Origin of the sequence: Pseudomonas sp. MBLB4136 (genome assembly GCF_051904765.1) — a bacterium.
GTDB lineage: Bacteria > Pseudomonadota > Gammaproteobacteria > Pseudomonadales > Pseudomonadaceae > Aquipseudomonas.
The window spans coordinates 2,739,864-2,755,702 of record NZ_CP196713.1; the positions used below are offsets into that span (position 1 = coordinate 2,739,864).

Sequence of the window (15,839 nt, forward strand, 5' to 3'; positions counted from 1 at the left end):
CGCATACCCCAACCGGCAGTAGCCGCGAGGGGGCAACGTAGGGTGCGCCATGCGCACCAAGCTAGTCGTTCTCCGCGCGCCATTCGGAGCCAGAGCCATTTACCAGCGGCGCGCATGGCACACCCTACCTACACACGCCAAGCATCCAGACCTATTACCAGCGATGCGCACAGCGCACCCTACGACTACTTGCGCAGCAGCAGGGAGCGGCCGTCCATCTCCTTGGGCACCGGCAAGTCCATCAGTTGCAGCAGGGTCGGCGCGATGTCGCACAGCCGGCCATCCTCGAGCCCGAACAGCCCGGCCCGCTTGCCGACCAGGATCAGCGGCACGGGATTGAGGGTATGGGCGGTGTGCGCCTGCCCCGAAGTCGCATCGAGCATCTGCTCCACGTTGCCGTGATCGGCGGTGATCAGGCACTCGCCATCGGCCGCCAGGGTGGCCTCGACCACCTGGGCCAGACACTGGTCCAGTGCCTCCACCGCCTGCACCGCCGCCGCGAAGGAGCCGGTATGACCGACCATGTCGCCATTGGCGTAGTTGCACACGATCAGGTCGTAGGCCTGACTGCCGATCGCCTCGACCAACTTGGCGGTCAGTTCCGGCGCGCTCATCTGCGGCTGCAGGTCGTAGGACGCCACGTCGGGCGAAGCCACCAGGATGCGCTGCTCGCCGGTGAACGGCTGCTCACGGCCGCCATTGAAGAAGAAGGTGACGTGGGCGTACTTCTCCGTCTCGGCGATACGCAGCTGGGTCTTGCCCTGCTCCGCCAGGTACTCGCCCAGGCTGTTCGCCAGGTTTTCCGGGGGGAAGGCGCAGGGGCCGTCAAGTTGCGCCGAGTAGCGGGTCAGGGTCAGCAGGCGCTGCCTGGGCACCAAGCGCGAGCGGGCGAAGGCATCGAACGCCGGATCGACCAGGGCCTGGCACAGCTGGCGCGCGCGGTCGGGGCGGAAGTTCATGAAGACCAGCGCATCCTCGCCTCCCAGCTCGACCGGCTCGCCGATACCGGTGGCACGCACGAACTCGTCCGACTCGCCGCGCTCATAGGCCGCCAGCAGCGCCTGCTCGGCACTGGCCGCGCGGAACTCGGCGCGACCGTCGACGAGCAAGCCATGGGCCGCCTCGATGCGCTCCCAGCGATTGTCACGATCCATGGCGTAGTAGCGCCCGACCAGCGAGGCGATGCGCCCCTTGCCCAGGCGCGCCAGCTCGGCCTCCAGCTCGGCGATTACGGCCTGGGCGCTTCTCGGCGGGGTATCGCGACCATCGAGGAAGGCGTGCACGTAGAAGCGCTCGATGCCGCGCTCGGCCAGCACCCGGCACGCGGCCAGGATCTGCTCGCTGTGACTGTGCACGCCGCCGGGCGACAGCAGGCCGAGCAGGTGCACCGCGCCGCCGCGCCGCCGCGCGCCGTCAAGCAGGTCGGTGAGCGCCGGATTGGCGGCGAACTCGCCGTCGGCGATCGCCTTGTTGATCCGCGTGAAGTTCTGGTACACCACGCGCCCGGCGCCGAGGTTCATGTGCCCCACTTCCGAGTTGCCCATCTGCCCCTCGGGCAGGCCGACGGCCAGCCCGGAAGTGGCGATGCGGCTGTGCGGGTAGCGCTGGAACAGGGCATCCAGGGTCGGCGTGCGCGCCGCGGCCAGGGCATTGGCCTCGGCCTCCTGGCGCAGGCCGATGCCGTCGAGAATGATCAGGGTACGGGTGGTCATGCCGGTTGCCTTCAGAAGATGTAGTCGGTGGTCAGGAAGCTGGATTCACGATTGCGGATGATCTCGCTGACCAGCGCCTTGTTGCTTTCCTGGAACTTGGTCGCCACCAGGGTGCGGATGGAGAACACACGCAGGGCGTCGTGCACCGACAGGGTGCCCTCGGCCGAGTTCTTGCGGCCGTTGAACGGGTAGCTGTCCGGGCCACGCTGGCACTGCGCATTGATGTTGATGCGGCCGACCTGGTTGGCGAAGGCGTCGACCAGGCGGCCGACCTGGGCCGAGTTGTTGCCGAAGATGCTCAGTTGCTGGCCGAAGTCGGAATCGAGCACGTAGTCGATCACCGTCTGCAGGTCACGGTAAGGCACCACCGGCACCAGCGGGCCGAACTGCTCCTCGTGGTACACGCGCATCTGCGCCGTCACCGGATAGAGCACCGCCGGGTAGAAGAACGAGCCCCGGCTCTCGCCACCATCGGGATTGACCACCTGGGCGCCCTTCTCCAGCGCATCGGCCACCAGGCCGCCGAGGTACTCGGTCTTGCCCTCCTCCGGCAACGGCGTCAGGGCCACGCCCGGCTCCCAGGGCATGCCCGGCTTGAGCGCGGCGAGCCTGCTATTGAACTTGTCGAGGAAGCTGTCGACCACATCCTCATGCACGAAGAGGATCTTCAGCGCCGTGCAACGCTGGCCATTGAACGACAGCGCACCGGTCAGCGCCTCGCTGACCGCGCTGTCCAGGTCGACCTCGGGCAGAACGATGCCCGGGTTCTTCGCATCCAGGCCCAGGGCCGCGCGCAGGCGGTGCGGCCGCGGATGCAGCTTCTTCAGGGCACTGGCGCCCTTGTGGGTGCCGATAAAGGCGAACACATCGATCTTGCCGCTGGCCATCAGCGCACTGACCGCCTCGCGGCCGCCGCTGTAGATCACGTTGATCACCCCGACCGGGAAGCTGTCACGAAACGCCTCGAGCAACGGACGGATCAGCAGCACGCCGAATTTGGCCGGCTTGAACACCACCGTGTTGCCCATGATCAGCGCCGGGATCAGGGTGGTGAAGGTCTCGTTCAGCGGGTAGTTGTAGGGCCCCATGCACAGGGTCACGCCCAGGGGCACGCGACGGATCTGGCCGAGGGTGTCCTGCTCCAGCTCGAAACAACTGGAGCGGCGATCCAGCTCCTTGAGCGCGGCGATGGTGTCGACGATGTAGTCGCAGGTGCGGTCGAACTCCTTCTCGGAATCCTTGAGGTTCTTGCCGATCTCCCACATCAGCAGCTTGATCACCGGCTCGCGCTGCTCGCGCATGCGCGCCAGGAACGCCTCGACGTGCTGGATGCGCTCGGCCACGCGCATGGTCGGCCAGGCGCCCTGGCCGTTGTCGTAGGCGCGCACCGCGGCCTCCAGGGCATCCAGCGCCGCCTGCTCATCGAGCTCCGGGGTGCTGCCGAGTATCACCTGGCGGTCGCCCTGTTCGGTTGCCAGATACACCGGGCTGCGCACGGTCGCCAGCGGGCCCTTCCAGGTGCGCAACTGGCCATCGACCAGGTAGTCGCGCTGCTCGATGGGCGCCCCTAGGCGATAGGCCTCGGGAATCTCGGCCAGGGACGGAAACAGCGAGCCGAGGCGGCTTACTTGGGTCATGGCATCTACCTCATCTGAAGGCGAATGAGCGGCGCCGGCGCAGCGACGCCGGCCCCGAACTGAAGCGAACGACAATGGCGACCCGGCAGCCGCCGGTGGTCCCCTGCTAGGCGCCAGCGCGCAGATTGGCGAGCAACCATTCGCCACTGTAGTTGGCGCGCCCCTGCAGCGCCTGCTCGATGCGCAGCAGCTGGTTGTACTTGCCGACCCGGTCGGAACGGCACAGCGAGCCGGTCTTGATCTGCCCGGCACAGGTGGCGACGGCCAGATCGGCGATGGTGGTGTCCTCGGTTTCGCCGGAGCGATGGGAAATCACCGCCGTGTAGCCGGCCTCCTGGGCCATGCGGATGGCGTCGAAGGTCTCGCTCAGCGTGCCGATCTGGTTGAACTTGATCAGGATCGAGTTGCCGATGCCGCGCTGGATGCCCTCCTTGAGGATGCGTGTATTGGTGACGAACAGGTCGTCGCCGACCAGTTGCACGCGCTTGCCGATTTTCTCGGTCAGGCAGGCCCAGCCGGCCCAGTCGCTTTCGTCCATGCCATCCTCGATCGAGACGATCGGATAGCGCTCGCACAGGCCGGCCAGGTAGTCGGCGAAACCGGCGGAATCGAAGCTCTTGCCCTCGCCCGCCAGCACGTAGCGGCCGTCGTGGTAGAACTCCGAGGCCGCGCAATCGAGGGCCAGGGTAACGTCCTGGCCAAGCACATAGCCGGCGCGCTCGACCGCCTGCTGGATCACCACCAGGGCCTCCTCGTTGCTACTGAGCGAGGGGGCGAAACCGCCCTCGTCGCCCACCGCGGTGCTCAGGCCACGCTCGCTCAGCACCTGCTTGAGGGTGTGGAAGATTTCCGCCCCCATGCGCAGCGCCTCGCTGAAGGAGCCGGCGCTGACCGGCTGGATCATGAACTCCTGGATGTCGACGTTGTTGTCCGCGTGCTCGCCGCCGTTGAGAATGTTCATCATCGGCACCGGCATGCTGAAGGTGCCCGGCGCGCCATAGAGGGCGGCCAGATGCTCGTACAGCGGCAACCCCTGCACCGCGGCCGCCGCCCTGGCGGTAGCCAGGGAGACCGCGAGGATCGCGTTGGCGCCCAGCTCGGCCTTGCTCTCGGTGCCGTCCAGGGCCAGCATCGCCTCGTCGACCTGCCGTTGATCCAGCGCATCCAGGCCCAGCACGCCCTCGCGGATGGCGCCGTTGACATTGGCCACCGCACACAGCACGCCCTTGCCCTTGTAACGCGCGGCGCCGTCGCGCAGCTCCAGGGCCTCACGGGTGCCGGTGGAGGCGCCGGACGGCACGCTGGCGACGCCCACTGCGCCACCGGCCAGGGTCACCACCGCCTCGACGGTGGGATTGCCGCGCGAATCGAGGATCTCGTAGGCGGCAACCTGCTGGATCAGAGAATCTTTACTCATGGCGTTCGGCACCCTTGGTTGAAGTAGAAGTTGCAGTCAGCGCCGCGCAGGGCGCCCCATCGAGCAGCTCGCGCTGCTCGGCATAGGATTCGCGAAAATCGAAGTCCCGCGGCCAGCTTGGCTCGCCGTCCGCGACACCCTGGCCACGCTGGTCATGCCTGTTGGAATTGCTCACTCTCAGCTCCTCGCTCAGCAAATGGGGTCGCCCACGCGGATCACCCGCAGGCAATTGGTGCCGCCCTGCGCATTGGCGTAGTCGCCGCGCGAAATCAGCAGGTGATCACCGGTCTCGACGACGCCGCGACGCACCAGCTCGTCGACGGCGCGGGCATTGACCTCGCCCACCGGGAAACTGTCGCTATCGAATGGAATGGTCTGCACGCCGCGGAACAGCGCCACCCGGTTCTGCGTGCGCGGGTTGCGCGAGAAGGCGTAGATCGGCAGGTGCGAACGAATCCGCGACATCAGCCGCGGCGTGTCGCCGCTCTCGGTCATGCAGATGATCGCCTTGACCCCGTGCAGGTGGTTGGCCGCGTACATGGCGGCCATGGCGATCGACTCGTCGATCTTGTGGAACACCTCGTCCATGCGGTGCTTGGAGCGATGGCTGTGCGGATGCTTCTCCGCCCCGACTATCACCCGTCCCATGGCCTGCACGGTTTCGACCGGATAGGCGCCGGCGGCGGTCTCGGCCGACAGCATCACCGCATCGGTGCCATCGAGCACGGCGTTGGCCACGTCGAACACCTCGGCGCGTGTGGGCATCGACTGGGTAATCATCGACTCCATCATCTGCGTCGCGGTGATCACGATCCGGTTCAGGGTCCGGGCACGCTCGATGATCAGCTTCTGCACCGCCACCAGCTCGGCATCGCCGATCTCCACGCCCAGGTCGCCGCGCGCCACCATCACGCCTTCCGAGGCCTCGATGATCGCGTCCAGCACGCTCAGGTCATTGACCGTCTCGGCCCGCTCGATCTTGGCGACCAGGCCGGCTTCGCCGCCCGCCTCGCGCAGCAGTCGGCGGGCCAGCTGCATGTCGGCGGCATCGCGGGGAAAGGACACCGCCAGGTAGTCGACCTGCATCTGCGCGGCGGTGCGGATGTCCTCGCAGTCCTTGTCGGTCAGCGCCGCCGCCGAGAGACCGCCACCCTTGCGGTTGATGCCCTTGTTGTTGGACAGCGGGCCACCGACCAGCACCTCGCAGAACAGCTTGCTGCCCTCGACGCGCAACACCTTGAGCTCGATGCGACCATCGTCCAGCAGCAGGATGTCGTCAGGCCGACTGTCGTTGATCAGCGCCTCGTAATCGATGCCGACGCCATGCTCGTCGCCGGCGCTCTTGTCCAGCCCGGCATCGAGGACGAAGACCTGGCCCTTGCTCAGCTGCACCTTGCCTGCGGCGAAGCGGGCGATGCGGATCTTCGGCCCTTGCAGGTCGGCCAGCACGGCGACGAAGCGCCCATGCTTGCGGGCCATCTCACGCACCAGGTCGGCGCGGGCGATGTGATCCTCGGCACTGCCATGGGAGAAGTTCAGACGCACCACGTCGACACCGGCGAGCACCAGGCCTTCGATGGCCTCGGCACTCTGTGTGGCCGGACCCAGGGTGGCGACAATTTTTGTTCTTCGCTGCATAGCTGAGTGTCCTCAAAGACAGGTGTGGCGAACGAGCAAACCGAGACCCGAGCAGGCCGGACAGGCACCAAGGCACGGCACGCGACTGCTGACCAATACGCCTCGCCAAAATGGTTGCTTTATCAAACTGTGCTATTGATACTCGGATCAAATACATTAATCAAGATAAAATGTTGTAATAAAAACAACATGAACGCGACAAGCAGCCGAACACCGGCTACGGCGCGACCGAGCGCATGCACGTTGCGGATCAAGTGCGACCGTCCCGCCCCAGGCAACGGGATGGCGGATGCAGGCGATGCAGGAAGCAGTGCAAGGAAAGGGGCGCCGGCGGGCTGGATGCCGCCGACGCGAAGCGAGAAACCAGTGGCGCCAGGGCATCAGCCCCGGCGGGCGTGCAGGCTCAGCAGCCCTTCTTCGCCGGCCGCGAGGCTCAGGCTGTCGGGTCCGCAGCTGGCCGCCTCGACACAGAGAAAGCCCAGCGCCTCGTTCCAGCCGACATCGGTCAGGGGACGACTGCCGGGATGCCAGACCACGCTGTTGGCACCCCCGGAGGTATCCACCAGGAGGCGCCGCTGCCAGGCCGGATCCTGCAGCTGCAGCTGGCCGCCGCGACGGAAGATCCGGTGGCAGCCATCGTCGATGCGCAGCACGCCGCCCTGCAGGCAGTCGGCGCGCGCCAGCAGGTCGTAACCCGGCGCGCCATCCAGGCCGAGCAGCCCCACCTGCGCCACATCGCCGACCCGCCAGTAGGCATGCAGGGCGTGACTCAACAGACAAGGCTCGCTGTCCGCGTGCCGGGTGACCAGGCGCAGCCTGAGCTCGGCGCCCAGCTCCGCCTCCAGCGTCACCTGCCAGTCGCACAGCTCCAGCTGCCAGTGCAGGCGCACGCCCTGCTCATGACTTTCGCTGAGCAGCAGCTGCCAGTCGCTCAGCCGCGCCCAACCATGGGACGGCCAGCCAGGCTCGGTCGGGTGACGACCGAACCAGGGCCAACAGATCGGCACCCCGCCGCGAATCGCCCCATGGGGCTGCCAGCGACTGGCGCACCACAGCCAGGGCCTGTCGCCGCGCGGCTGGAAGTGCAGCAGCTGCGCGCCCTGGCGACTGAACACCGCCTGGCAGAGCGGGTGCTCGACCAGCAGCAGCTCGCGGCCCTGGTGCGTCAGCCAGCGCGGCGAAGACCCGCCGGAGGACAGAAACAGCCCAGCCAGAGGGTGCTCCAAAGCACCCCCTGGCTGAGTTGACGACTCACCCGGCGGCAAGCCGGGGCGACGCCGCGCGCTAAGCGCCGGCATCGTTGTCTTCCCGCATAGCCATTACCACCAGTACTCGACCTGGGCGCCGAAGTTGGAGCCATGCCGGGCACTGCCGAACACGCCGCTGTCGGAGAGTGCCGAGCCGGCCGCCATCTGGCTGGCGGCATCCTGGGCCGCCTGGTTCCAGGTCGCGTAGGTGTAGTACAGGCGGAACTCGGGACGGGCCCAGAAGCCCGGTCCGGCCGGCGACCAGGTCGGCGCCACGGTGAACTTGCTCAGCTTGCGCGTGCCGCCGCTGGCATCGACCTGATCGTGGCCCAGCTCGCCGACCAGCTTGAACCGCTCGGTGAAGGCATAGCTGGTACGCCCGCCGACCGACAGCCAGTTCTCGTCGTCCTGGTTGGCGCGCTCGTCCTTCTGGTACACCACCAGGAACTGGCCGCCCAGGCGCGGGGTGATCTGCCAGTCGAAGTGCTCCACCAGGCGATAGCGCTTGGCGCTGTCATCGAGCATCACGTCGCCGGTCGAGCCCAGGGCGGTGCCCGGGCCGGGACCGTACTGCAGGGCCAGGGTGTTGGTGCCGCCGAGGTCGAGGAAGTCCTTCTGCTTGTGCTGGGCGGTGATCGACCAGCCGCTGTGGGCGCCCTCGATGTGGCGCGGCTTGTCGATGAAGCTCAGGCCGAATTCCAGCTCGCCATTGGGGTTGGTGTCGAAGCCGGCGACGTTGAAGTCGTGGCGGTTGATGTATTCCTTCTGGAACACGCTGTCCTTGCGCGAGAAGGCGTAGCTGTACTTCAGCCCGCCCAGCTCGTAGTTCTCGATGCCGGCGCCGGTGGCGCTCTGGTTCCAGTAGAAGAAGTCGCTGATATGGATGTCGTTGCGCTTGTAGTAGCGCCGCCCCGCCCACAACGAGCCGCCGTTCAGCGCCGGCACCTTGCTCCACTCGGCATAGGCCTGCGACATCCGCGTGAAACCATGGTCACCGGTGAACTTCGGGGTATGCCCGTACTCGTTGAACAACTGCGCCATGCCCTCGACGCTGACCACCGAGCCATCGTCCAGGGTCAGCAGGTCCTGGCGCAGGTCCAGTTCGGCGTACTGCTCGCACTCGTTGCCGAGGCGGAACTTCGACTGGGCGCCGGGCAACTGGAAGCACGACTGCCGATCGCCGTCGGAACTGCCGGCGCCGCTACGCACATAGCCGCTGAACTCCAGGGCCGACGCCGAACCCGGTGCTGCCAGATAGGCCAGGGTTACCGCCAGGCCAAGACTCTTCGCTGCTTTCATCCATCCACTCCTTCTTGTTGTTATGGTCAGAACTTGCCTTACAGCCACTCGCGGCGCGCCCATACGGCAGTCGCACCAACGAGCCTGTTGCTTCGCATTGCACGGACTGGCACGAAACGCAGCGCCCGGATGAATTCCGGGCGCCCGCTCAACGCCCCTTGAACTGCGCGACCTTGACCGGCGGTTCGCTGAGCGCGGCCGCGCCATGCTGCACACGCTCGCCGCTCTGGGCGTCGAACAGCAGCACCTTGCTCGGGTCGAACTGCAGCGTCAGGCTCTGCCCTTCACGCGGCGCCAGGTCTGGGGCCAGGCGGCAGCAGACCTTGGTCTGGTTGAGATTGACGAACACCAGGGTGTCCGGCCCGGTGGGCTCGGTGACCTCGACCTCGGCGAGGATCGACGGCAGCGCAGCGCCCTCGGCAGCCGACACCTGGATCTGCTCGGGACGAATGCCGAGGATCAACTCGCGCTCCTCGCTGCCTGCCGGCATCGCCCCCAGGGGCAACTCGCAACGCGCCTGACCGCTGTCCAGGCGCGCGACCATCTGGCCGTCGCGGCGCTGCAGGCGCAGGGGAATGAAGTTCATCGGCGGCGAACCGATGAAGCTCGCCACGAACAGGTTGGCCGGGTCGTTGTAGATCTGCTGCGGGGTGCCGAACTGCTGGATGATGCCGTCCTTCATCACCGCCACCTTGTCGCCCAGGGTCATGGCCTCGATCTGGTCGTGGGTGACGTAGACCGTGGTGGTCTTCAGGCGCTGATGCATCAGCTTGATCTCGGTGCGCATCTCCACCCGCAACTTGGCGTCCAGGTTGGACAGCGGCTCGTCGAACAGGTAGATCTTCGGCCGCCGCGCCAGGGCCCGGCCCATGGCCACGCGCTGCTGCTGGCCACCGGACAGCTGGCCGGGCTTGCGGCTCAGCAGGTGTTCGATCTGCAGCAGCTTGGCCACCCGCGCCACCTCCTCCTCGATCGCCGCCGGGGCCATCTTGCGGATCTTCAGGCCGAAGGCGATGTTGTCGCGCACGCTCATGGTCGGGTACAGGGCGTAGGACTGGAACACCATGGCGATGTCGCGGTCCTTGGGGCTCTTGCCGCTGATGTCGTCGCCGTCCACCAGGATCGCCCCGCCGCTAACGTCCTCCAGGCCGGCGATGCAGTTCATCAGGGTCGACTTGCCGCAGCCGGACGGCCCCACCAGGATCAGGAACTCGCCCGAGTCGATGGACAGTTCGATGTTCTTCAGGGTGTCCGCCAGGCCGCTGCCGTAGGACTTGTTGACGTTGCGTAGTTCGAGGGTTGCCATTGTTGTGTCCTCAACCTTTGACGGCGCCGGCAGTCAGCCCGCGCAAAAAGTACTTACCGGCCAGCACGTAGACCACCAGGGTGGGCAAGCCGGCGATCATCGCCGCGGCCATGTCGACGTTGTATTCCTTGACCCCGGTGCTGGTGTTGACCAGGTTGTTCAGCGCCACGGTGATGGGCTGGGTGTCGCCACTGGCGAACACCACACCGAAGAGGAAGTCGTTCCAGATCTGGGTGAACTGCCAGATCAGGCAGACCATGATGATCGGCACCGACATCGGCAGCAGGATCTTGCCGAAGATGGTGAAGAAACCCGCGCCGTCCAGGCGCGCCGCGCGCACCAGGGCATCGGGGATGCTCACGTAGTAGTTGCGGAAGAACAGCGTGGTGAAGGCCAGGCCGTAGACCACGTGGATCAGCACCAGGCCGCTGGTGGTATTGGCCAGGCCGAGCTGGCCGAGGGTGAAGGACGCCGGCAGCAGCACCACCTGGAACGGCAGGAAGCAGCCGAACAGCAGCAGGCCGAAGAACAGCTGCGAACCGCGGAAGCGCCACATGGCCAGCACGTAGCCGTTGAGGGCGCCGAGCAGGGTCGAGATCAGCACCGCCGGCACGGTGATCTTCACCGAGTTCCAGAAGTAGCCGCCGACGCTGTCCCAGGCCTTGACCCAGCCGATCGCGGTGAACAGCTCGGGCCAGGACAACAGGTTGCCGGTGCGGATGTCGTCCGGGGTCTTGAAGCTGGTGAGCAACATGATCACCAGCGGAATCAGGTAGACCGCGCAGGCCACCAGCAGGGTCGCGTAGATGGCCACACGGCCCGGAGTCAAGGCACGCTTAATCATGGCGCTTGTTCCTCAGTTCGGAGTACAGGTACGGCACCAGGATCGCCAGCACCGCGCCGAGCATCAGGATCGCGCTGGCGGCGCCGAGGCCCATCTGGCCGCGGGTGAAGGTGTGGGCGTACATGAACATCGCCGGCAGGTCGGAGGAGTAGCCCGGACCGCCCGCGGTCATCGAGGCGACCAGGTCGAAGCTCTTGATCGCGATATGGGCGAGGATCATCAGGGCGCTGAAGAACACCGGGCCGAGGCTCGGCAGGACGATGCGCAGGTAGATCGCCGGCAGGCTGGCGCCATCCACCTGGGCGGCGCGGATGATCGACTGGTCGACGCCGCGCAGGCCGGCCAGGAACAGCGCCATGACGAAGCCCGAGGCCTGCCACACCGCTGCCATCACCAGGCAGTACACCACGTACTGCGGGTCCACCAGCCAGTCGAACCGAACACCTTCCCAACCCCAGTCGCGCAGCAGCTTGTCCAGGCCCAGGCCGGGATTGAGCAGCCACTTCCAGGCGGTGCCGGTGACGATCATCGACAGCGCCATCGGGTAGAGGAAGATGGTGCGGATGAACCCTTCGCGGCGGATGCGCTGATCCAGCAGCACCGCCAGGAGCACGCCTAGCACCAGGCTGATGGCAATGAACAGGCCACCGAACACCATCAGGTTCTTGCTCGCCACCCACCAGCGGTCGTTGTCCAGCAGGCGCTGGTACTGCTCCAGGCCGACCCACTTGTAGCTGGGCATGAAGCGCGAGTTGGTGAACGACAGCAGCAGGGTCCACAGGATGTAGCCGTAGAAGCCGACCGTAATGATCAGCATGCTCGGCGACAGCACCAGCTTCGGCAGCCAGCGCTGCAATGCATCCAGCTTTGATGCCTTGGTAAAGACTGCGATTGAGCTCATAACACAGGTCCATCACGTCGGGAGGAACAGATTCAGGGCGCAACTATCCACGGCGCGGTTTTCACCGCACCGGGATACTCGAGTCACCTGGAGAGAGCCGCCGGCTTGGCCGACGGCCGGGGCTGCCTTACTGCACAGCCTTGATCGCGGCGGCCAGTTGCTGCGCGGCGCGCTGCGGGTCGCCTTGCGGGTCGTTGAAGAAGTTGGTCACCACATCGAACACCGCGCCCTGCACGTAGCTGGAAGCGGCCATGCCGTGGGCCAGACTCGGCTGCAGACCGCCGTTGCCGGCCGCCTCCTTGAAGTCGGTCATGGAGGCTTGCGCGCAGGCGTCGAAGGCGCTCATATCCTGGTCCAGGCGCACCGGGATCGAGCCCTTGTTGAGGTTGAAGAACTCCTGGAACTGCGGCGACATGACGGTACGCGCCAGGTCCGCCTGGGCCTTGCGGTTGTCCTCGTCGCTCAGCCTGAACATGGCCAGCGAATCGATGTTGTAGGCGAAGCTGCCCTGGGTGCCGGGGAACGGCAGGCACTGATAGTCCTTGCCCGGGACCTTGCCGGCCGCGGTCCATTCGCTCTTGGCCCAGTCGCCCATCACCTGCATGCCGGCCTTGCCGTTGATCACCAGGCCAGTGGCGGTGTTCCAGTCGCGGCCGGCGGCGTTGGCGTCGATGTAGTCGCGCAGCTTCTTCAGGGCGGCGAAGGCCTCGACCATCTTCGGCCCGGTCAGGGTCGCCTCATCCTGCTCGACGAAGGCCTTGCGGAAGCCTTCCGCGCCGAGGACGCTGAACACCAGGTCCTCGAACACCGTGGCGTCCTGCCAGGGCTGGCCGCCATGGGCCACGGGGATGAAGCCGGCGGCCTTGAGCTTTTCTGCGGCGGCGAAGAACTCGTCGAGGGTGGTCGGCGGCGTGGCGCCGGCCTGGGCGAAGACTTCGGGGTTGATCCACAGCCAGTTGACCCGGTGCACGTTGACCGGCACCGCGACATAGTCGCCGTCGTACTTCATCACCTGGGTCACCTGCTCCGGCAGCAGCGTGTCCCACTGCTGCTCCTTGGCGACGCCGTTGAGCTCGGTGAGCAGGCCCAGCTCGCCCCACTCCTGGATATCCGGCCCCTTGATCTGCGCGGCGGCCGGCGGGTTACCGGAAACGGCGCGGGTCTTCAGCACGGTCATGGCCGCCTCGCCACCGCCACCGGCGACGGCGAAGTCCTTCCAGGTATGCCCTTTCTCTTCGACCAGTTTCTGCAGGGTATCGGCGGCGCGCTTCTCGCCACCGGAGGTCCACCAGTGCAGCACTTCGACTTCACCGGCGTGGGCGGCCAGTGGCAGCAGGTAGGCAAGGGAAATAGCGGTTGTCAGGCGGGAGAACGCGTTCATGAACAGTACCTTTTTGTTGTTATCCACGGGATTGATGTGATCCACGGGCAAGTCTGGTGCTTGCGCTGCGTTGGATTCTATCCAGGGACCAGACCTCGCAGGGTAACGAAGGGATGCACAAAGGTCACAGGCTCGTTACAAAGGCGCGCCCCTGCCACACTCCAGCCATTCGAGTGCCTGGCTGCACAGGCAGTAAGGCCCGGGCGACCTGTTCGGATCGTTCCGGGCCAATCGGAGCACCGCGGCGAGGGTTCAGGCGAACGCCATGACCTCGGGCAACGGCTTGCGCGGCTTCTGCGGCCAGTTGCCCGGGGCCGGGTAGCCGGCGGTGACCAGGATCACCGGAATCTCATTGGCCGCCAGGTCGAACTCGCGCGCCACCGCAGCGGCGTCGAAGCCGCTCATGGGCCCGGTCGCCAGGCCCATGCCCGCGGCGGCCAGCATCAGGGTCATGGCCGCCAGGGAGGCCGAACGCAGCGCCTCGTCACGCTGCAGCTGCGGGTTGCCCCGGTGCGAGCCGGTGGCCGCGGCGACCCAGCCCTCGACCAGCGCCTGATCCAGGATGCCGGCCGCGACCGAGGGCTGCAGCGCCCGCGCGAGCCCCTCATGGGCCTGCAGGGTGCCGCAGACGATGTAGGTGACCGGGGCATCGAGCACCTGCTGCTGGCCGTAGGCGGCCCCGTGCAGGCGCGCCTTGGCCTCGGCGCTGCGCACGGCGATGAACTTCCAGTTCTGCAGGTTGTAGGCCGATGGCGCGCGGGCGGCCAGGCGCACCAGTTCGCTGACCTGTTCGTCCGACAGGTCGCGACTGCTGTCGTAGCGACCGGTCGATACGCGGGACTCGATGAGCTGCTTGATGAAGTCGGACATGGAGGTTCTCCTCTGACGATGGATGATGAAGGCCGCAGCGCGACGACACGCCCGGCCAAGGTTGCCGATCAGCGCTGCAGTTGTGCGGCCGGCGCGGCCGGCGGCACTGGAACCGGGGCCGCTGAAGCCCACTGCACCGCCAGGATGCTGCCGAGCACCGCCACCAGCCCCAACAGCGACAGGCCGGTCATGCTCTGGCCGAGCAGCGCCCAGCCGAGGACCACCGCGGTCAGCGGGCTGAGCAGGCCCAGCGAGGACACCGCGACCGGCGTCAGCCGAGCGATGCCGCGGAACCACAGGGCATAGGCCAGCAGCGCACCGAACAGCGACAGGTAGGCATAGGCCAGCCACTGGCTGAGGCTCAGGCTCGGCAACGGCGGATCGAGGCTCCAAGCCACCGGCGCCAGCAACAGCCCGCCCAGCAGCAACTGCCATCCAGTGAACGCCAGCAGCGGCACCTCGGGCCGCCAGCGCCGCGCCAGATAGGTGCCGGTCGCCATGCAGGCGGTGCCGACAAAGGCCGCGGCGATGCCGAGCGAATCCCAGGCGGCCCCCGGCGACAACAGCAGCGCCGCCATGCCGGCCACCCCCAGCGCGCCAGCCCCCAGGGCCAGGTTGGCCGGGCGGCGGCCGTCCAGGCTCCACACCAGGCCCATCACCAGCAGCGGCTGCAGCGCCCCGACCACGGCCGCCAGGCCGCCGGGCAAACGGTAGGCGGCCACGAACAGCAGGGCCTGGAAGAAGCCGATATTCAGCGCCGCGAGCACCGCCAGGCGCGGCCAGGTCGCACGACCGGGCCAGTGGCGGCTGTACAGCACCAGCAGCAGCCCCGCCGGCAAGGTGCGCAGCAACGCGGCCGTGAAGGGCCGGTCCGGCGGCAGCAGTTCGGTGGTGACGATATAGGTCGAGCCCCAGATGGCCGGCGCCAGCGCGGTGATCAGCACATCGACCCAGGACACGGAGGTTTGCTTGCGGCTCATGCAATTACCTTCAATTCAAGATAAAATCAGAGCCTCGCACACAACAATCTTGACATCAAGACAAACAGGGGTATCCGATGAGCACAGATCGACGACCGGACGCGGTGGACGCCATCATCGAGCAGTGGCGCCGCGAGCGCCCGGACCTGCAGCTCGGGCCGATGGGCACCATCGGCCGCCTCAAGCGTTGCTCGACCCTGCTCGGCCGCCGCCTGGACGAGACCTTCGCGGCCTTCGGGCTGAGTTTCTGGGAGTTCGACGTGCTGGCGACCCTAAGGCGTGCCGGCGCCCCCTTCCGCCTGGCACCGACCGAGCTGTTCGCCACCCTGATGGTCACCTCGGGCACCATGACCCATCGCCTGAAGAGCCTCGAAGCCAACGGCTGGGTGCAGCGCGAGGCCAATCCCGACGATGCACGCAGCCTGCTGGTGAGGCTGACCGACGACGGCAAGGCGCTGATCGACCGCGCGGTGACGGCCCATGTGGAGAACGAGCACAGGATCATGGCGCCGCTGGACGCCGCCGAGCAGGCGGCACTGGATGCCAGCCTGGTCCGGCTGTTGTCGGTACTGGAGCCGGCACGCGACTGACGGCCAGGCGCGCCCCG

General features: G+C 66.9%; 14 protein-coding genes. 1 reads left to right on the forward strand and 13 read right to left on the reverse strand.

Annotated elements, in window-relative coordinates:
* Positions 1-185 precede the first annotated feature (185 nt).
* From gpmI to ACSX1D_RS12520, 13 genes are all read right to left on the reverse strand, one after another.
* Positions 186-1,712 (reverse strand): 2,3-bisphosphoglycerate-independent phosphoglycerate mutase, encoded by a 1,527-nt coding sequence (gene gpmI, locus ACSX1D_RS12460; protein WP_439858799.1) that lies wholly within the window; start codon positions 1,710-1,712, stop codon positions 186-188.
* Positions 1,713-1,723: 11 nt separating this feature from the next.
* Positions 1,724-3,349, reverse strand: a complete 1,626-nt coding sequence (locus tag ACSX1D_RS12465) for an NADP-dependent glyceraldehyde-3-phosphate dehydrogenase (RefSeq protein WP_439858800.1) — start codon at positions 3,347-3,349, stop codon at positions 1,724-1,726.
* A gap of 106 nt (positions 3,350-3,455) precedes the next feature.
* The gene (gene eno / locus ACSX1D_RS12470) at positions 3,456-4,766 is read right to left on the reverse strand and encodes a phosphopyruvate hydratase (protein ID WP_439858801.1); all 1,311 of its coding nucleotides are present in this window, start codon (positions 4,764-4,766) and stop codon (positions 3,456-3,458) included.
* Complete coding sequence (locus tag ACSX1D_RS12475) at positions 4,759-4,941, reverse strand: hypothetical protein (protein WP_439858802.1); 183 nt, start codon at positions 4,939-4,941, stop codon at positions 4,759-4,761. The genes eno and ACSX1D_RS12475 overlap by 8 nt, the downstream gene beginning before the upstream one ends.
* A gap of 14 nt (positions 4,942-4,955) precedes the next feature.
* On the reverse strand, positions 4,956-6,404 hold the full coding sequence (pyk, locus tag ACSX1D_RS12480) for a pyruvate kinase (RefSeq protein WP_439858803.1): 1,449 nt from the start codon (positions 6,402-6,404) through the stop codon (positions 4,956-4,958).
* A 380-nt stretch (positions 6,405-6,784) separates the two neighbouring features.
* A complete protein-coding gene (locus tag ACSX1D_RS12485) occupies positions 6,785-7,630 on the reverse strand; it encodes a D-hexose-6-phosphate mutarotase (RefSeq protein ID WP_439858804.1) in 846 nt (281 codons plus the stop codon).
* 93 nt (positions 7,631-7,723) lie between these two features.
* Positions 7,724-8,950, reverse strand: coding sequence for a maltoporin (locus tag ACSX1D_RS12490; protein WP_439858805.1), 1,227 nt, complete (start codon positions 8,948-8,950; stop codon positions 7,724-7,726).
* A gap of 148 nt (positions 8,951-9,098) precedes the next feature.
* On the reverse strand, positions 9,099-10,256 hold the full coding sequence (locus tag ACSX1D_RS12495; protein WP_439858806.1) for an ABC transporter ATP-binding protein: 1,158 nt from the start codon (positions 10,254-10,256) through the stop codon (positions 9,099-9,101).
* 10 nt (positions 10,257-10,266) lie between these two features.
* A complete protein-coding gene (locus tag ACSX1D_RS12500) occupies positions 10,267-11,100 on the reverse strand; it encodes a carbohydrate ABC transporter permease (RefSeq protein ID WP_439858807.1) in 834 nt (277 codons plus the stop codon).
* Entirely contained in the window at positions 11,093-12,001 is a 909-nt protein-coding gene (locus ACSX1D_RS12505) for a carbohydrate ABC transporter permease (protein ID WP_439858808.1), read from the reverse strand. Before ACSX1D_RS12505 ends, ACSX1D_RS12500 begins: the two co-directional genes overlap by 8 nt.
* Positions 12,002-12,128: 127 nt before the next feature.
* Entirely contained in the window at positions 12,129-13,382 is a 1,254-nt protein-coding gene (locus ACSX1D_RS12510) for an ABC transporter substrate-binding protein (protein WP_439858809.1), read from the reverse strand.
* 252 nt (positions 13,383-13,634) lie between these two features.
* Positions 13,635-14,252: a nitroreductase family protein gene (locus ACSX1D_RS12515; protein WP_439858810.1), complete on the reverse strand. Its 618-nt coding sequence runs from the start codon at positions 14,250-14,252 to the stop codon at positions 13,635-13,637.
* A 68-nt stretch (positions 14,253-14,320) separates the two neighbouring features.
* Positions 14,321-15,232 (reverse strand): EamA family transporter, encoded by a 912-nt coding sequence (locus ACSX1D_RS12520; RefSeq protein ID WP_439858811.1) that lies wholly within the window; start codon positions 15,230-15,232, stop codon positions 14,321-14,323.
* Between the two features lie 77 nt (positions 15,233-15,309).
* Between ACSX1D_RS12520 and ACSX1D_RS12525 the strand changes: the two genes are divergently transcribed.
* The gene (locus tag ACSX1D_RS12525; RefSeq protein ID WP_439858812.1) at positions 15,310-15,822 is read left to right on the forward strand and encodes a MarR family winged helix-turn-helix transcriptional regulator; all 513 of its coding nucleotides are present in this window, start codon (positions 15,310-15,312) and stop codon (positions 15,820-15,822) included.
* The last annotated feature ends 17 nt before the right edge of the window (positions 15,823-15,839 follow it).